This is a genomic window from Pseudoalteromonas sp. SD03 (assembly GCF_040937955.1).
In the GTDB taxonomy this organism is placed as follows: domain Bacteria; phylum Pseudomonadota; class Gammaproteobacteria; order Enterobacterales; family Alteromonadaceae; genus Pseudoalteromonas; species Pseudoalteromonas tetraodonis.
In genome coordinates, this window is the sequence record NZ_CP162515.1 from 242236 (window position 1) to 261249 (window position 19014).

The following is a 19014-nucleotide window of genomic DNA, read 5'->3' on the forward strand; positions in this document are numbered from 1 at the left end:
AACTTGATGCCTAACGTCTCGCTAACGGGCGCAAAATTGTTGGCTAAAATTAGCGAAGAATCAGCGCAAGCCAAATGTTTTGCGTCCACTTTGAGCGATTTGTTAGCTTACTCTGCCATAAACTTTTCGTAACTATATTGGCATGAACCACATTTACCTTCGTTGTATTGATCTTCTATACCTAATGAAGTGTCACATATTTCACAAAATTTATACTCCATTTCATATTCACACGCCACACACTTTTCTTCACTATGTATATATGTATTTTTTCCACATTCATGGCAAGAATCATATGGAGACTCACCTCCATCCATTGCATTTCTCATAGCTTCACCAGACAGAGAGTCATCAATACATTGCTCAATTACATCATCGAATACAAAATCTAGATTACATGACCTGCAATGGAGGTTAACATAAGGGTGACGATCATCAGGGTATGGTGCTTCGATTAATGAAGAGTGGCATGACTTACAACGTAAATATTTTAATGACTCTTTTACTGCATCATACTGCCAATCTATTTTTTCAATAGATGAGGCGCATAATGCTTCTTCAGCAGAATAGACTTCACTTACTTCAAGTAATGTTGCCCATGCCTCTTCACCTAATGTTTCTTGTGGGTCTTTTTCTAAGTATTCAGTTAGAAAATCTCTAATTAATAAAAATGATTTTGCAACTATTTCACGAACTGTATCTGGTGACTCCGAAGTATAATAGTGCTCAAGGTCATTTCTCAGTTTATTAATTTCTTCAAATCGTTTCCAATCTACTGCTACTTTCAAGCTTTTAAATCGCTCTTGAATAGAAAAGACATCAACTGTTTTATGTCCTTTACCTTCAAAGACGATTTCTCCATCATCATTTTGTATTGGTCTAATATTTTGTTTTATTAAAAGCTCTTTGTTGTCTTCAGGGGATAGTTGACATAACTTTTCTTTGTAAAGAAGCAAAATTCCAGCTGAAATATTTCGCACAGCAGAAACACTTCTTCTATCATCTGTACTTTCATAGTCTTCAATCCCTATTTGAATTGAATCTATAGCATTTTGGATTATGCTCAAAACTTCTCCTTTTACGCTAAAAATTTAATATCGAGCGATTGGGTCGTTTTTCTGCCACAATCATTCTCATTTTTGTCCTAGTACCATTGATATCAAATTTAGGAAGTACTTACCAGCATTGAAGTTACGTTACATTGCTCTAAATGTGGACAAGACAAAAACGACCCGTCAGGTCGTTTTACTGACTATGGAAGAAACTCAATGATTATGGATATGTAAACAGTAAATTAGGTGGAAGGGTAAACGTCAGCTTTTTGCTCAAAGCCGCCCTTAGAGCATTTACATTAACTCGTTTAGGGGCAGAGACGAGTTATACCGGAATAGCTGTTTTTGGCACTCAGGCGTACTTCGGCAAAGAGCGAAAAGCAGACAAACAAGTTAATCATCTTAAGGACGGCAATTCCGACAAAGCAGACATACGAACGAAGAATTATATTACTGTATTTTGCTGCTAAAACCCTTCAACATCAACTTCCTCTATCCGTCGGCCACGTACGCAGGCTGTGTAAAAACTATTTTCAGCCCATTATTTGAACAAAAATAGATGTAAATATGTGTCTTACATTAAAATCTGACCAAGTTTCATAACTAAGGAAACTTACATTTTACGTAGCATTGCGTTATTAATTGGGTTGTTGAAGTTTTTACACAACCTGAGCCAATTGCAGACGTTCGTGGTCATAGCGATTCAGGAGCAATTAGCCTAAGTTTTAGCAAATTAGGATGATGTCTCTGCAACTGATGTAAGGCACTTTTTAGTTGGTAGAGCACCTTACCGTAAGTCGTTATTGCCAACCTTTTTTCCGATATCCCAGAGCGGGTAATATAACGGCACAGCCTGACGCAAGTCCTTGCTCTGCCATAGGTGCATTGCTTTGCGAGATAAAGACCTTTCGTCATTGCCGTCCCCATTCCTTTCCACCCATTTCTACCAACCGAGACGCGGCTCGTCGAAAGGAAAAGGCGAGATCATTGGCGGCCGATAATTGTGCCAGTGACACGCCACTTCGACCCGTCGCCGACCACTCAAATTGTTCACCCTCTTTGGTGCGAATCATGGTCGTCGCAAAGGAACTCGAGTTTCCCCCCTTCTCACTGACAAACAACTCTTCATTTCCATCACTGCTTTCAACTTGCGCTTCAAACTCGACAAATAATTCATCGAGCGGAACTTTTGCCGCTAGCACCAAGCGGGTGCGAGATTCATAACACACGTCAATGAGGGTCACGAATCGTCGCGCTTCGTCGAGGTGATTGGCGTCTAATTGCGGCACCCGGTCCATGATGAGGACCTGAAATCGGTCGCAGAGGAAAATATAATCGGCCGCGCCGAGTGGTTGGTAGCATAACTCGGAAAAGTCAAACCAGGCGCACCGGTCATTCAATCGGGCGACCTGGACGGTGCGACCGAAGGGTATGTGAATGGCCTCGGCCTCAGTTCCGGATGCAGTGCCACCAAATATTTCTTCCAACTGCGCCTGCATGTTGTTGTTACTATTATTATCGCCATGAACATCCTTGTTTGACCAAAAATAGGATTGACCATCAGCTCGAGTTTCGAGTCGATAATCCTCGGTGGAACCCTCCATGGAAATAATGTCGAACGTGTGTTTTAACATGTCTATGAATGGCAAAAAAAGGGATCGGTTAATGCCTCCCTTATACAAGGCATCGGGGGAGCGATTCGAGGTGGCCACTACCACGACATTCCAATCCAATAATAATAGAAATAGTCTTTTCAAAATCATGGCATCGGCAACGTCTGTCACTTGAAATTCATCGAAACAGAGGAGTTGGGCTTCTTGTGCCAATTGTTGCGCAATGATGGGAATCGCATCACCTCTGGGGTGCTTCTGTTTGTAAACAAAGATTCGATGATGGACGTCTAGCATGAATTCATGAAAGTGGACGCGGCGTTTGGTAATCTTTGCGTGTTTGTGGCTGTCATTATTACAGCAAGAATCATCATCAGGAACAATAACCGACGCGTAAAAGAGATCCATTAGAAAGCTCTTGCCGACCCCGACCGGTCCATGAATGTACATGCCTCGCGGTGGTGGACCAAAAGTCCACAAATGGAACTTCTTTCGAAGAAAGGACTGGGCGGATGCCAGGGTTCGCGCCAGCAACAGTGGACTGCTGCTTGTATAGCGGCTCTCTGTCGAATCGTCGGTGCGTACTGGTGGGAGCGAGGCAAGAGACTCGTGCAGGGCATCGAATTTTGCCGCCAGAGCGACTTGCGCGTCATCTCGTCGCACCTCCCCCGCGTCCACCTTGAGTTCATAAGCCGCTGTCACGGGGCCTGTCGAGAAGCACGGCCGAGCGACGCGATGTTGTGCTATTTTCGTCTTCATCATCGTCTTCATCATCATCGTCTTCATCATGGAGCTGATGAGTTTATCAACATGATGGTATGGTACACTAGATTTCTGTATGGGTATCAAATGGATTTGTATTAGAGACTCAAGTTTCGGAGTTCAACCTGAAGCCCAATGAAGCATAACTAACTGAATAATATAAATAAAATTAGCCTTATTATGGTAAAATTTTTGTTATCTAGATAAAACACGAAACCACTCAAGGGCTATAAAATGAACCCAGACACAACCCCCCTCTATTTTTAACGACAGATTTGCTCACACGCGCCGATATTTAAGTCGACAACCTGTTTAGTACAATGTGGTAACGCCTAGGCTTAAGAGTATAGGTAAAATAAAACGTCATTTTTCCTAAAATTAAAATACATGATGCCTCATGTTTTCCATATTGACATCTATTTTATATTCTTAAGGGAGTGAAAGTCGGCTATTTTTCGTATATTAATCAAATGCTTCCACGTAATTAAGAATTCAAGACAAGCGGCTCCTAAAGTTGTGCAAACCAGTTTTGAATATTACTTTTATTTAAACAGGCTTATCTGAGGCCAAGTTTGATTAATCGTATGATGATTCTTCGCTCAATATAGTCTGATAGTTCGAATTTTCTAGCGTCAGCTTTAGGTCGATTTAAGCCTTTTCTAGACTAGAACCTGATGTCGGCTTTTGGCACATAGCAGATAGCCTTTTATTAACTTAGATCAGAATTCCTGGTGCCTTCCCTCCTAATAATCCTTTACTGATGAGTTTTTCAGACTTGTACATTTTTGTGTAAAACTCTATATTAGAAACAAATTTAAAAAGGAGTTTTTATGCGACAAGAAATACAGGAAGTAACAGTCCAAGATATTGAAAATGATTTATTTTTAGTAACGGGTGACCGCGGCTTGGCTAAAGCCCAAGCTCAAGCATTTTCAATACATTACCGTGGTGAAATTATAGATTCTGTAAAGTATAAGCGCGGTTCTATCTCAGCTGATGATTTGATTTATTCGCGCCATGTTCGCTGGGAACACATGAAAAAGCATGCTGAGAAGTTAGCCTCCAACATGGCTAAATCAGGTCGAGGTAAAAAACCTAAAGATACCGCAGCGCACCATATAGTATCTTGGAATGATATGCGTGCAGCTCGTTCAAGACTTAGGCTAGCGGCATTCGGAATCGATATTGATCATGAAGCTAATGGCGTTTACTTACCTCGATTTCAAAAGCATGTTCCAATGGATATTCTTCCGGATGCGTATTCACACTCTAAGATTCATACAGGTAAATACTATTTCAATATTGAATTTTTACTAAATGAAACGATTGCTGAGGGCTTAGGTAGGCAAGGTATTATTGAAACCTTACGAGAAATAGGCGATGAGCTTGCAGATGGTACATTTCCAATTACTAAATCATTAACCCAGGCTAATGTGTAATGACAGATAAATTTAGCAAAGTATTTAGTGTCAGTGTTGACCCTGATGAGTTTTTATTGTTAAACGAAACAGGGTTCGAGCAGACTATCCAATTAACCGAAGGTCAGTTGTTATTATTCGATGGTACGAGTATGAAAGACAATTGGAGAACCTTAGGCGTTGATTGGTTAATAGAGCCGAGTGTTGCACATCAAAATTTAGCCAAACCTGATATTGCCGGTCTAGGTGCTTCAACTATTGTTGTATCCCCTCAATTTTCATCGTTATTCTTAAGTGATTTTGGTAAAAACGTCGAGTTACTTGAATGTAATTTAGCAGATGAGCAGTGGTTTGCATTTAATGTTGTGGGCTTTGACGAGGCGCTGAATGCAGAACATACCGTACGGAATATAAAAAACGGGAAGCCAAGTAGAATACGAAAGTTCAAAAAAATGGTGTTCACAAAAGATGCAATTGAAAACCCTGGATTGTTTAGAGTGCGAGAGGCTGGGCTTAAGTATTTCACAACAGATGCTAAAAACAGTTTATACACAATCGTAAAAGAACATGGCATCAAAGGATTATATTTTCATGAGGTTGAATTAGCATAACGTATAAAGCCGTATATTTACGGCTTTAATTAAATATCAGCACACATTAAAAACTGCTTCTACAATTGGTTGCCAACATCCATTAACGAATTTTTGAAGTCTTTAAAAAAGAAGCCTTAAGAGTCAGTATAAAGAAACCGCCCTATTCTGAATAAAGAACTGTCTAGTGAAATCTGGGAAGCCCAATAAATAAACGATATGGTGTAGAAACTATTATCAATAGACAGTGAAAAGCTAACAAAATCATGGAACATGAAAAGAGCATTTTTATCGCCCCACTACAACCCGCTGGTTAGACATTCCTATCATAGATTTTGATTGAGTTAGTTAGTTGTACTAGTGTGAATACCAAGGGATACTGACGGTATAAGTACCAGGCGATTTTGACGTAATCCCACTACCACATCTAATACAGCTCTATTTTGATAATCGGATAGGTAGTAACAAAGCCGCTATCTTCTTTAACTTTTTGATAGGGCCCTTTAACAACACTTACTTTTGCTTTTCTAGACTCATCATCATAATCCACTTTTGCAGGATCGCGTTCATATTCAATTTTAAACCATTCAAGTATTGGTAAAATTTTATCAATAGAATTATGGTCGAAATTTATAATTGAGTCTTGATGCACAAACGACTCAAACCTGTAGGCTCCTTCGTAGAAAATGGCCAGTTTTTCTAGTTGCTTAATTATTTCATCAATAGCTAAAGTATCACTTTCGAACTTAATAGGGATTATTTTAGTATTTACATACCCAGTACTTTCGTTGCCTAATCTGAACCCAACTTTATTTCCACCTTTGAGTAACGTAAAGAGTTGAATGAGTTCATTAATATCTTTTTTGCTAATTGCCTGAAAGGGGTTGCTATTATTCCCTTCAACTTTAATTTTAATTGAATTGTAATTTCCTTTAAGTTCATTCATTCTCTGAGATAATCTGAGTTTAATTTTTATAAAAGGGTGTGTGAACATCCTAATAAAACAATACTCTTTGTAGTTTGGTGGGGCTAATGATATTAGCTTGACTGGGTAATTACTTAAAATGATTTTCTTATCTGCTAAAGATACAATTTCGCCACCCAATTCAGCTATAATGTTTTTGTTTTTATTATAGTTAGGTAAATAATGTTCTAGTCTAAATGAGTCTTTTTTCCAATCATCAATGGTGTATTCTGCTTCAGTTTTTGTCCTTTGTGAATTTAGATAGTTTTGCAGGTTACATAAACTTGGGTTTAAGAGTGCTGCAGGAGTAAAAAGCTTCTTTGCTTCATCGAAGACTTCTTTATCCATTAACATTTTATGTTTTATTTTGACTTCATCAGCAACAATTTCCATTTGGACAAGAGAATTCAAGTGTTTGGATGCTTCTTCAAGGCTTCCTATCTCATCGACTTTCTTTGTGATTACTTCACTAAGATAATCGGTTCTAATATTTTTCATTTTTCTTTGAAGTAAGTGTACTTTGACATTTTGTCCATACTCTCTGACAAACTTTAGTTTTCTGAGGTCATCGGCAGGGTACATATCAGCATTTGCATCTATCACTGTTTCGCATATATTGCAAAGATGGATTGCATTCGATTCATCTTTTATGAACTCTTCGTTATAAATTTTTTCATTACCACGAGGTCCATTTGGCCGTGCAGGAATAATGTGGCTAATTGTGGCGATGTTTAAAGCTCCGCTTCTACAATCGACATAGCAACCTTTCATTGAGCATAAGTTCCCTGCAGCAAAGCGAACTTTATTCTTAGTTGCTTCTGTAAAGTCAATGCGCTTATCCATATCTATCCTTAACTTATTTTGTGTAAAAGAACCATTCATATTTAATATTAATATGTTCTATCTGGTTTATGTAATTTATAAATATCGAGTTCCTTTCCCATAAGTAATCCTTTATGAAGTAAGGTTTGTTCTTATTAAGAATTATTGAAGCCTGAATATCAACACCTTTGACCGAGCCAACCAAATCACACTGAATATTAGCCAAATTTTTATTAGGCTGGATTACTATGGGAGTACGCGTTAGTTATACTTATACTGTATTCATTTATTAGCTTTTACTGTATTCGTTTATTAGCTTTTAATGTAGAACTAGCAACATTTACATAATACAGATTCTCATCTTTGCTTACCAAAGCCGCTAAGTATCTACCGTTATGTAGAGCTCATGACCTTCAAAAGTAAAATAAAATAGACGGATTAGATGGCGCTAATCCCTTACTTATCTTCCATAACATCTTTAAATGCAATGCGCTTTAACTGCGTGCCATCGGGGTACCCTTTCGCTAACAAATCCTCTAAAACTCCGCCAGTGTAATAGGTGTAGCCATTTTCTTCATTAACGGGGAGCTCATATGTAGAGCCTGATATTTGTGGCCATATCCAGTAGTTTTCACACGGTGATAGGTGAGGTAACACCATTGAGCCTGAACTCACTCTCCAGGCATCGTCATCTCGCCATGAACAAAATAAAACATAACAGGCTTTATCATCTATTGTCTGAAATGTTAGAACAACCCACCCATCTGGTTTGTGTTTATTAGCCATTAATCCTCCCCTCATCTAATCAAATAAAAACTCAATACTAGCCTAACTCTACCTCATTACTTAAAAAATTGTTTTTTTGATTCCAGGAAGGCTCGTTTTTTTCGTTGGCAAACATGGCTTTCCAATAATTTGGTCTCAGAATGGTTGGATTTTTACCTTCATGGCAATTGGTAGCGAGGTGTTTTATGACGTTTTTTGACTTTGATAATGTTGTTTAGCCAAGATATGAAACAAAACACCCACAGGTCAGACCAGCTATACACTCTATTATTTCGGCTAGATTGAACACGTTTCTTCGCAAAAAAAGTACACGTATTACAGCGGGATAAATATCACCCATTGAAAGTAAATAAACTTTATATATTGTTTTTGTATATGTATATGTCAAATAAATATAACAACTAGTTTTATAACCATTTCAGAGAAAGACGCCCCAAAATAAATGCGCTTAACATCCCTAAAAAATAGCAACAAAGCCAATTAATTATAAATACTTACACGGGGCGCTGTACATAAACCACCCACCACAAACTCACTGTAACTTACTAATAAAAAACAGATAAAATTAAAAGCTGGTGATTTTTTGAGGGATTGTTTTATTTTTAAAATCAGTTCAACATTCACTTCGCTTTCAAGAAGGCCCCTTATCCAACTGTGGCAAGGCACAAATGAAAATTACAATGAATGAAGACCAGTAAATGCGATGCAAAACATTTTAAATTATCAAACATTAACTATAGTGTAAAGACATTTATTTTCTGCAGGTGGCGAAAATTATGAAATTAACAGTGACAAAAACCAATGCGAACGTTCATCGTGGACGCTTTGTACTGCGGTTTAACTCTCAAAAAAATAAGAGCGTGCTCACTCCTGAGTCATTTCAGGAACTAAAAAAAGCGTACCTGCTGGAATGTGATCCAAATGTCGTGATGTTTACCTGTCAACCAGAACAAATAGCAGTAACTATTGATAAAAAAACTCGCCGCTATACACCTGATTTTTTAGTTCTGTATCGCTCTGGATTTTCTGAATACATCGAAATTCACCACGCATCAAAAGTGGACGACGCTTATCGCGCCAAAATTGCTTTCTTTGATAAATTCACGCGCAAAAAGGCCAAAATAGGTATCCGCCTCATCGTAGTCGATAAACTCAATTCAATCGAAATGGCAAACTTAAGCTTGTTAACTCAGTATTACGCCGCGCCCACATTTCCATTGTCGATGGCTCCGGATGGCCAATTGACGTTCGCAGAGCTCATTCAAAGCTTAGAGGCGATAGCTGTATGTCCAATATCGGAAGCTTATGGGCTCATTGCTGCAAAGGTATACCACCTAAATTTGTATAAGCCTTTAACCGCTGAAACTGTCTTAACACGAGCTTACCGCTAATGATGGGGTACACGCTTGGCTCGGAGATCACAAATAAATTTGGCAATGTCGAGTCCATTTTATTTGTCACTAACAATGGGGTTATGCTCTCTGGTGATGGTGAAAAAGTCGGGGAGCATTATGTTTCTCGTTCAGACTTTGATGAATCGCTCGATGCGCAAACTTATTTATTGAGACAAAAACAACACCCACACATTGTGTTAACGGACTACCAAAAATCAACCATTACTGAACGATTGATGTACCTCACAGTTTTAAAGACATTGGTCAGTGAGGGTTACCCTGCTACAACAGCTCAAACGTATAACGAGCTCATTAAGCGGGTTGAACGCGAACACCCTGCAACAATTGCCACACAGCACCCAAAATGGAAAACGATTTGTCGTCATTGGCGAAATTGGGTTCAAGCGGATTTTAATGATGAGGCGCTCGCGGGGCAAAAGCGCAACTGTGCCGCACGGCTCAATGCTGCGACTGAGGCCTTTTTACAGCACCATGTTGCGACGGTTTACACCTGCAATAACTCAAATTTCAAACAGGCGTTTTATAGCCATTACAAACGAGAAGCCGAAAAAGCACAGTTAGAGAATAGTGAGATAAAGATAGCCTCTAATCGCACCTATTACAGACGCCTTGGAGAAATTACTGATGCTGAAAAACTTGCCAATTTTAAAGGCCTGTCTGAGGCGGAAATCAATAAGCGATTGACGACATTGCGTAAAAAAATCAAAACCTATTATGCAATGCAGCGCGTTGAATGTGACCGTGTTGTGCTCAACATGTGTTTAATTGACGACAAAACAGGTTTACCTACGCCGACAATATCGCTGTATGTAGCAATAGACGTTTATACACGCGCACCTATCGCGGTTGTATTGAGCCTCGAGCCAGAAAATAGCTCAGGCGGACTCAACCTGTTACGTCAGATATTCATGTCCGATAAAAATTTAACGATGAATGGGCGAAAACCCAATGTGTTGATTATGGATAATGGCCCAGGATTTAATAATTCACTCGTGAAAAAAGCGGCACAAAGACTGGGAGTCGAGCTGCATTATACACCATCAAATCAACCGGCTAAAAAGCCGTTCATTGAATCATTTTTTAACTTCCTAAGAAATAAGTTTTTCTCAGGTATGACAATTGAAACACAAAACGGTGAGTCGAGCATTGGCTTTCAGAGCTACTCACGCAAACGTACCAGCCCGAAATCAATTGATACAATCCCCCTGCCAAAACGTGCTGATATAACAATCAGTAATTTCAGAAAGCTTCTCAATGTATTTCTAACCGAATACATGCACAAATATCATAAATCGGCGGGGCATATCCCTATCGAAAAATGGGAGCAATCTATTATCGATACACCTGCGCCATCATTCACCTACGGACAACTGCAGCATTGTTTTCATGTCTCGCAAGACAAACCATCGCATAAATTGCAGTCACGAGGAACTGTTCGCTATTTGCGTCAAGATTTTTTTAGTGATGAATTAAAAGCGTTTTTTAACGCAACTAAAAAAGATATGGATTTAGGGGAAAACCCGTCTGTGAATGTGTTTGGTGATAGACATGATGCACGTAAGGTAAGCGTTGTGGTAACACTACCAGGTAAAGAAGAGCCGGTGGAGATTATTGCACATAATACAGAGCTAGATGAAACATCACTGCCCGTGTCATTTGACGAGCTAAATGACGATGCAACCCCTACTCAATACGGAATTTATCAAGGCCACTATCACCATAAACCTACCGGCCATTACGTAGGGCAAATCGATTCATTTTTCAAACAGAAGGCATCGCGTAAACGCCGCAGAGGGCCAACAGCGCCTTCTTTCAATGAAAATACGGAAAATAATCTAACCGTTGAAGCGCGCATAAAAGAATCACATAAGCTAACTATCACTAAATCCTCCCAATCCCTGATGAGCGGACAGGATGAATATGAACAATCCATGATTAGCCAAACAAAAACAATGACCCCAACTCGGTCAGATGATGAAGGAAATATTAAGCAATGGTAACTATGCCCGATACACTTTTCGCAAATAATGTATATAAAAAGGCATGGGAGAGGCTCAGCGAAACCCATGACATGTTCAACAAAGACCCCGATGATATACGCGCGCAACTTATTTATGGCTCGTCGGGTATTGGGAAAACGTTTATTTTGAAATCGTACGTAGCGCAATTTGAGCCTGTTACGTCGCCCGAGAAAACAACCGTCCCTGTGTTTTATGTGGCCTTTAAGGAGTTCAAAAAAAGCACGGCCGAAATAACGCGATTTCTAATCTCTGAGCTTGGCGGTATAGCTCAGAATTCTAAGACACCAGCTGCGGAATTAGATGCTCAACTTATTCATTTACTGAAAAAACATGAAGTCGAGCTGATTATCATGGATGAAATTCAAAATATTGCCTCGAGCTATGATGGAATTGAATTTCAACGCATCATTAAATATTTTTGTTACCTGATTGATAGCAATAAAATCCGATGTTCAATGGTTTTTGCAGGAACCAGTAGTGCTAAAAGGTTGCTTACATTTGGAACAACAGCGGGAAAATTTGATGATGATGAGCAGATGTCTCGTCGGCAAATGCGCCCCATAGAAATAACACCTATCTTGCCAAAAACACAGAATTGGCTGGACTGCTGTAATTGGTTTATTCGACAAGTTGGACTGCCCGATTTAGAAGTCAATAAACACAATGAGTTACTCGATCGCATTTACCTTGCTTACAGTGAGCACACTATGAGCACCATGCGTGATTTGTTTTTACGTAATAACACGCGAAAAGTAGAAAACTATGAGCAACTCGTTCTGGCGCTTTATGACAATTTCGAAAAGTATGCAACCGGTGGTATTAATCCATTTGATTATGAGTTTTTAACGCAAGAGCAATTAACAGCGTATATTGATGAGCAAGATAAAAGCCTCAGAAGTCAGAGTTGTTTGCGAAAACCACAGCAACCAAGGAGATAATACGAATGCAATTTTCTATAACTCCAGCACATTTCGAATATGAGTCAGCGATTGGGTATTTATTGCGCCTATTGAAAGAAAATGGTGTGCAGTGTGCATCTCGTGTGGTTAATAAGCCCATGCTAAATGATGTTATCAAAGGCAAACCATCAAAGAATGTTGTGCTCGACAACCTTCTGCCAGAGGCTTGTAAACTGTCTTTATTAAAAATAAAAGGTTGGACACATTCACGACTACTCACACCTCAGGTGTGCATCGAGTGTATTAAGCAACATGGGTATTTCCGAGCTCAATGGCAAAACCCCTTTCTACGCCACTGTATCATTCATGAGTGCGCCCTAGCCTCAGAATGCTCGCATTGTAATGAGCCATTAAAGTTTAGTATTGATTTACTAAATGGTTACTGTACTTCCCCGCGTTGCGCAAAGTCTTTAACGAGTCAGCCATGTAATGAAATGTTGAAAGTGCCAGAGCGTGTTCATGATGCTTACCTAGTCGCAAAAATGATATTCGATGATATAAGTGCACGAACGAGTTATCCGCCAAAAGAAATCACCTCTACGCTACTAGAAAAGGCGGTGGATATACTCAATAACCCTGATTGCGCAAAGAAATTTCTGCATGAGCGAGCTCGAAACATACCGATAAGTCTCCCGCTAAATATTGAATTTAAACAAGTTGAGATTGTTACCCAAAACTTGTTATGTGACTGGGCCTCCCTACCAACGTTATCTGATATGTATAGTGACGACTATATACGTGCAAATGAACCTGTAAGCCAGTTATGGTACACAGCTCAAATAGCCGCAGAAATCATCGAAATTCCATTTAAACAAATCACTATTTTACATGAGCTGGGGTTGGTAAGAATGCTATCCACAAAAACGATACTCCCGAAGAACCGCATTGAAATTTCTAACATTTACTCAATGTTAAGTCAGTTTTCTCATAAAGAAGGATATGTACCTCTAGCTGAGCAACAGAGCCTAATGGCGTACCATAACGTTTGCCTAGTTGATGTACTCACTGCTATTCAAAACAACCAATTATCAATAGCATATAAACCTATGCGCAATTTAATGTATTCTATTGGCGTCTTGCCTGAAGAGTTTATTACCTTTTGTAAATTGCAGGTACAGCTTATGCGCGATAAGACAATGTCACTGGACAATGTTGCTGAAGTTTCTAACGTCCCTAAAGTCGAGTTAATGAGGCTAATTAATATAGGTAAGCTCACACCGGTTTTTATCTCAGGCAGCAACTCAAAGCGTATATATAACAAGGACGTGTTGAAGTTAGCAAAAGCAAATAATATACAATTATCGCTCGACATTTAATACGCTATAAAATAGCAGTAAATTGTTTAGATCAAGGCTCGCTTATAGGCCTATGTATTCAATTAACGACACAATAGACACCTAGATAAAAGTAACCTACTGATTACTATAACTTATCTTTTTCATTGATAATGGTTTAGCTACTTCCTCATAAACTAAACCTAACTCACACCGCAATTGAATCATCCATAATAATTTAATAACATTTCACAAATGATGCCTCAGTTTCACTTAAGCGCTGCGACCTTCCTTACCCAAAATAAATGACCACCTTAGGCATAATAGCCTATGCTTTCAATTAGTACTTATTGGCGTATGATAACCGCCACTTATTCACCGGTCACTGAATCTATTTATTTTAGTACACATAAAATGAAGCCCGTGTACCATAGTGGCAGAGCGAGAATTTTCGCGGCAGGATGAGAACTTTTTTTGGCAGGTTGAGAATTTGCCTTAGAGCAATTTTTAGCGCTTAATAATTCTCAATTTAAGAGGCAAAGTACCCATAAAGGTACATTTTAAGTTCTTGAAAAAGCAATTGATAACCTGCCTGAGATTCTCAAATTAAATGGCGCTGATCATTTTTGGCCAGCGCCACTTAAGTTGAGAATTCGCGGCAGCTTGAGAATTGTTTGAATTTAAAGCAAGGTATAGCACTCAGATTGAGATTTATTAACTAAAGTCTCGCCTTAAATTTGAGTAGGATTAGATTTAGGTAAATTATTGAATGATTGAATGATTGAGAATTAGTTACTTTAAAGCCTGAAGAAACCTTAATGTATAAATATAGAATTAGTGCGAGGGCTATTTCCGGTTTATGCCATTTGCAGACAGTGGTAACGCCGTTTTAAGCGGTAAATTGCTGTTGGCTAAAATAAGTGAGGCACGAACAAAAAGCCAACTGTAATTTATCCGACTTGAAAGCCCTTGTTATGTGTTCACTTTAAATTCCATTATGAACTTAGTTTCTTCAACACAGACAACTTGAAAACCATGAGATTCATAAAGTTTCACGAGGTGCTCTTCACAACGAAGATATATAGCTGGTATTTGTAACTCAATCGACTTTGATTTAGCAAACTCGATTAGTGCTGTTGATATACCTTTCCCTCGATGTTCTATAGGTACACAGATTCCATCTAGCCAATGGTTATAGCTAGGATAGTCAGAGTATTCGCGATATTTTAATTCTCCAGCTCCTGCTAATTCACCGTCAATATGAGCGACAAATGCGGTTCGGTTTGAAATTGAAGAAACCTTTTCGATAACATTTTCTAGCGTCGCTTCCGAATCCTTATGATCCCACTCATTAAAATACCAATTGGCGACAACCTCAATTTCACTCGGGCAATCTACTAAATTTGAAATTTTCACAATACCTCGATGACACATAACGCTTGCAGTAAAATTTGTCCGTTGACTGCACTTGTTAGTTTTCTGTTACTGATACCAACTTACCGTCTATTGAAAGGCTACCGTCTCGAATCAAAACTTCACCCGACCAAATTGAACCATAAAACTTATTACCAAAATACAGTTCTTTTTTGTACTTACCTACAACTTCAAGCTTATGTTGATTTGATTTGGTTCCAAATATAATAGTATGTCTCAACGGCGAAGGTGATGATTTACCAACCGTAGATATTGGCATTAAATCGGGAGCATAAGGTACAATAATTTTAATTGTAAGCCCCGGATGAGTGACGTTATATGCAACCCAGTCATCGTTAATTCTTTTTCCAGTATCCGCACCAGTGACACCTAAAATACTAGCGCACCCAGTAATGAGTAATACAATACTGACAATGACTAATTTACTTAAAATGTTCATCTACTCTCCATTGAAAACTAACGCCGCGCTCTGCGGAAATTTAGGAGCGCCAGCGAGTAAATTTTCCGTAGCAGCGTCTTGTTATATTTCACTTCCCTTTTGCTCGCGAAATTACTCCCATCATGGAGTGAGAAAATTGTCCAATTTCAGCTTTTTCATCAAGTTTATCTGAAACATACTTACCTGTAGCTGCAGCCGCACCAAGGGGAAGTAACGCACCTAAGAAAGGAGCTAAAACGGGAAACATAGTTACACCTAATGTACCACCAGCAATTAAAGCTGTGTATTTATGCTTTGCTTGATATTTATCATTAAATAATGAAACTTGCTTCTCATGTTTCGATATTGCTCTTTCAATATGGGAGTACACTTCAGCAGCAACATACCCTAAATCTTCGACCTTGGTATTAGGTAAGCTGTTAACTAAATCTCTTAACTCTCTTCTAAACTCAATATTTTCATCTGTCTTTCTCAATGCCACAAGTTGCGAGTCTTCAATATTAGCTAAATAATCAAGTCTTTTAGATGTAAGAGACTGTAAAATTGCTGATGTAGATGGGTCAAATGACGCAACTTCACCAGCAGATGCATTCTTCATATTTGCAATAAGCTGGTAATAATGCGCCTGCGCATTAACACACAGAAATGGATGACTCCTAAGTTCATCTGCATTTTCTAGTAAATGATAATTTGGCATAATACGTTCAAAGATCGCATTAGTTACAACACTTGCATCACCATTCGAAAACAACTCATTACACCAATCTTCTGACCTCCACTGCCTCATTTCAGCTTTGTAATTTTCTAATTCTACTTTCACAGACTCCCCTGGCTCAGAACCTGGTGAAACAAAAAGTCTTGCCTCTTCTATCTTTTGAAAGTATTGGTCGGGGTGATTTGTAGCGAACTCCATTATATCTTGCGGGTGCGCTATACCTGAATCGACATAATGTGAAAACACATCGGTGATAAGTTGAACACTATTTTCTTGCGTTTGCTGATCGTGTTCTTCAAGTGATTTTTCAAAGCTTGGAAATACAATAAATGGCGGTAGATCAAACTCGTCACCTTTAATGTCAGACAAATGCAATATGAAAAAAGCCATTTGAAGGGGTATGACATGATTAAACTTTTCTTCATCACGTTTTTTTTCTAACCACGGCATGACAGGGTCTGGAATTAAAACTGTATCGGAATAGAGAAGTGATTTACGTGTAGCATTTAACTGTGTTTGTAAAAAGCGACTACTCCCTCCCAAGTTCAATTTACATGCATCTAATTTCTTGGCTGCACTAAAAGCTTTACCACCTTCTTCTGAATATAATTTCTTAAGATTTTTTTCGAGACTTGAAAAAGCCATCATAGACTTTTCAGCTCTTTTAGGGTTCTCTCTTAAAACAGATGCGATTCCTTGAATTGAGTCAGAGAAGCTCTCCAATGGAGAAAAATCACGTGGCAAACAGCCTGTAACGCAGAGGAAAAACTCCGTTAATATCTCAAAATACCTATCTTGATAAATAATTAAATCGTGTAATTCCTGCTGACTCACTTAAAGACTCCATTTGAAATATAACAATTTAATAGTGCGCTCATCGCGCATATTTCTGCCGACTTAACGCTCATTTATCTACTTTATATAGTTTTAACAAATTACCTAAGGCATTACTATCACTAAGTTTTCTAAATTTTTTAGGTAAAGTTAAATGAACCAATATGCGGGCAGCGCTCATTTTCATGAATATATGCGCAAAGAGCAGTTTAACCAATCAATTAACGACGATATTCAGCCAGTCTCGATGACCGATTATCGCTCATACCCGAATTCTTTTGTAGCGAGCTAAGCTTAAACTCCATAAACACCGGAGTACAACTAAGCGTTTGGCATTGGTTTCTAAAAAATATGTTAATCCGCGCTACTTAGTTCTCATAAAATTATAATGGAGCTGTATCAATATTGATTTGATAAGGCTTACTGACAAAGTCAGCCATTTTTATACACTCCTTAACTGCAAATCCTCGTCCTTTGTAGCTTGCGAAAGCAACATGAGTATTATCAGTTAACACTGCATATAATCTATAGTTATGTGTGTAGCCTTTTCTTGGTATAGCTTTAAAACCTTTAATATCTGATAATTTATAAACACGTTTAAAAATAGTATATAAACTACTAGACTTTAATTCCAAGGTTTGTTTTGCGAGATCAAAACGACATACATAGCCACCAAACGAGCCACTCCACCCTAACCAGCATATAAACCCAGATACCCATATTGGTAATGATTTTGCTTCATCAGAATTAAACACATTAATTAGTCCGATAAATAAAAAGAAACCACACAACAAAACTAGCAATAATCTAGTTAACCTTGGTTGTCGATAAATAGCTAGCTCACTAGATAGTTCTTTAAAATACATTACAGCACTCCGTATTTAACTAAGCCGGCAATGGCTGTAAAAACAAAAAATGGCAGGGATAGTTTTATTAGCGATTTGCGATCCCATATTTCAATGAAAACAAGATCCTCTCTATTAAAATCTACATCTTTCAGATGAGAGTTTGAATTAGCTTTAGTGCTATCATGAGCAATTTGTGGTGAAATATCTAATTCGCTTTGAGCAAACCTTATCGGCGTTTTATTTGGCCAATCCGATATGGTTTCAGCAGCAATAATATTATATTTTTTATATAAAAACGAAATGAACATTTTAGCATCTGTATACTGTTTAAATTCATATAACTGATCAACAAACTTAATTTGATAAGGGCCTTGCGCGCCTATACTACTTAATTCAATTGATAGTGTATCAAACGATGTAATAACTTTACTTCTTTGAAAGTAACCCCATAATGCGGTTTTTAAATTAAGCTGTTTTTCTGTCCCGTTAAACTCTAAGCGGCTCTTTCGACCAAAAAGCAATATAGATATACTTAAAAAGAAGCTTGCAGAAATCGCGAAGAAAATACTTTCCCCTCCTTCGCTTGTTACTGTCATCACAATGCTGGTAATTCCAGGAATAAGCATAATAAACGCAAAAATTTTGCTTGTCATTTCGCGTCTTGAGGGCATTGTTGTATTACCACTTTGATCTGTTTTGAGAACTTTTTTTACAAGCTTGGATAGATTGTTATATTCCATTACTTCAACCTTAAAAGTTAATTATTACCTTATTTACATTAACATAAAGTAGCTAAGTAAATCTTATCTCACGATACTCATATTATTCCTTATATAGGAGCCAAATTGCTATTTCCAATACAGTAGTTAGTTCAAGTCAGGGAAATCTTAAATGCATTTGGTATAAAAAGGTGATCGTCCGGTTTTCGCTGAAATAAGACCCTGAAAAGTTGTTTATATAGCTATCTAGGTTAACGTTTTCAAGAAACAGAATATATTTCGATAACTACCTTTGAAGCACTAGAAACGGAAGTTTACTCCCATTTTGTACTTTAAGATTATAAGCCGATGT

At 38.2% G+C, this 19014-nt stretch carries 17 protein-coding genes; 7 read left to right on the top strand and 10 right to left on the bottom strand.

The window, feature by feature from the left end; all coding sequences use genetic code 11:
• Positions 1-107: 107 nt before the first annotated feature.
• From ABZP26_RS17545 to zapE, 3 genes are all read right to left on the bottom strand, one after another.
• On the bottom strand, positions 108-1067 hold the full coding sequence (locus ABZP26_RS17545; RefSeq protein WP_368485818.1) for a hypothetical protein: 960 nt from the start codon (positions 1065-1067) through the stop codon (positions 108-110).
• A gap of 678 nt (positions 1068-1745) precedes the next feature.
• Positions 1746-1979 carry a transposase gene (locus tag ABZP26_RS17550; protein ID WP_368485819.1) on the bottom strand — a complete coding sequence of 78 codons (234 nt, stop codon included), beginning with the start codon at positions 1977-1979 and terminating at the stop codon, positions 1746-1748.
• Positions 1964-3451, bottom strand: coding sequence for a cell division protein ZapE (zapE, locus tag ABZP26_RS17555; protein WP_368485820.1), 1488 nt, complete (start codon positions 3449-3451; stop codon positions 1964-1966). The genes ABZP26_RS17550 and zapE overlap by 16 nt, the downstream gene beginning before the upstream one ends.
• 803 nt (positions 3452-4254) lie before the next feature.
• Here zapE and ABZP26_RS17560 point away from each other — a divergent pair.
• Together ABZP26_RS17560 and ABZP26_RS17565 are read left to right on the top strand one after the other, a co-directional pair.
• Positions 4255-4863 (top strand): AHH domain-containing protein, encoded by a 609-nt coding sequence (locus ABZP26_RS17560; RefSeq protein WP_368485821.1) that lies wholly within the window; start codon positions 4255-4257, stop codon positions 4861-4863.
• Positions 4863-5453: a hypothetical protein gene (locus tag ABZP26_RS17565; protein ID WP_368485822.1), complete on the top strand. Its 591-nt coding sequence runs from the start codon at positions 4863-4865 to the stop codon at positions 5451-5453. Before ABZP26_RS17560 ends, ABZP26_RS17565 begins: the two co-directional genes overlap by 1 nt.
• Positions 5454-5859: 406 nt before the next feature.
• Here the strand turns inward: ABZP26_RS17565 and ABZP26_RS17570 are convergent, their stop codons facing one another.
• Positions 5860-7239, bottom strand: coding sequence for a hypothetical protein (locus tag ABZP26_RS17570; protein WP_368485823.1), 1380 nt, complete (start codon positions 7237-7239; stop codon positions 5860-5862).
• A gap of 435 nt (positions 7240-7674) precedes the next feature.
• A complete protein-coding gene (locus ABZP26_RS17575) occupies positions 7675-8004 on the bottom strand; it encodes a hypothetical protein (RefSeq protein WP_368485824.1) in 330 nt (109 codons plus the stop codon).
• Between the two features lie 776 nt (positions 8005-8780).
• Here ABZP26_RS17575 and ABZP26_RS17580 point away from each other — a divergent pair.
• The 4 genes from ABZP26_RS17580 to ABZP26_RS17595 are packed head-to-tail and all read left to right on the top strand — an operon-like array spanning position 8781 to position 13715.
• Entirely contained in the window at positions 8781-9395 is a 615-nt protein-coding gene (locus ABZP26_RS17580; RefSeq protein WP_368485825.1) for a Tn7 transposase TnsA N-terminal domain-containing protein, read from the top strand.
• Positions 9395-11419, top strand: a complete 2025-nt coding sequence (locus tag ABZP26_RS17585) for a hypothetical protein (protein WP_368485826.1) — start codon at positions 9395-9397, stop codon at positions 11417-11419. Before ABZP26_RS17580 ends, ABZP26_RS17585 begins: the two co-directional genes overlap by 1 nt.
• A 2-nt stretch (positions 11420-11421) precedes the next feature.
• Complete coding sequence (locus ABZP26_RS17590; RefSeq protein WP_288988025.1) at positions 11422-12378, top strand: TniB family NTP-binding protein; 957 nt, start codon at positions 11422-11424, stop codon at positions 12376-12378.
• Positions 12379-12383: 5 nt separating this feature from the next.
• Positions 12384-13715 (top strand): hypothetical protein, encoded by a 1332-nt coding sequence (locus tag ABZP26_RS17595; protein ID WP_368485827.1) that lies wholly within the window; start codon positions 12384-12386, stop codon positions 13713-13715.
• A gap of 930 nt (positions 13716-14645) precedes the next feature.
• Here the strand turns inward: ABZP26_RS17595 and ABZP26_RS17600 are convergent.
• The 3 genes from ABZP26_RS17600 to ABZP26_RS17610 form a co-directional block, all read right to left on the bottom strand.
• Positions 14646-15089, bottom strand: coding sequence for a GNAT family N-acetyltransferase (locus tag ABZP26_RS17600; protein ID WP_215522189.1), 444 nt, complete (start codon positions 15087-15089; stop codon positions 14646-14648).
• Positions 15090-15144: 55 nt separating this feature from the next.
• Positions 15145-15546 (bottom strand): hypothetical protein, encoded by a 402-nt coding sequence (locus tag ABZP26_RS17605; RefSeq protein ID WP_128583031.1) that lies wholly within the window; start codon positions 15544-15546, stop codon positions 15145-15147.
• A gap of 88 nt (positions 15547-15634) precedes the next feature.
• Positions 15635-17095, bottom strand: coding sequence for a hypothetical protein (locus ABZP26_RS17610; protein WP_128583032.1), 1461 nt, complete (start codon positions 17093-17095; stop codon positions 15635-15637).
• Positions 17096-17249: 154 nt separating this feature from the next.
• Between ABZP26_RS17610 and ABZP26_RS17615 the strand changes: the two genes are divergently transcribed.
• Positions 17250-17387 (top strand): hypothetical protein, encoded by a 138-nt coding sequence (locus ABZP26_RS17615; protein ID WP_161781326.1) that lies wholly within the window; start codon positions 17250-17252, stop codon positions 17385-17387.
• A gap of 91 nt (positions 17388-17478) precedes the next feature.
• Here the strand turns inward: ABZP26_RS17615 and ABZP26_RS17620 are convergent, their stop codons facing one another.
• Positions 17479-17961, bottom strand: a complete 483-nt coding sequence (locus ABZP26_RS17620; protein ID WP_036955025.1) for a hypothetical protein — start codon at positions 17959-17961, stop codon at positions 17479-17481.
• On the bottom strand, positions 17961-18683 hold the full coding sequence (locus ABZP26_RS17625; protein WP_036955027.1) for a hypothetical protein: 723 nt from the start codon (positions 18681-18683) through the stop codon (positions 17961-17963). Before ABZP26_RS17625 ends, ABZP26_RS17620 begins: the two co-directional genes overlap by 1 nt.
• Positions 18684-19014 lie beyond the last annotated feature (331 nt).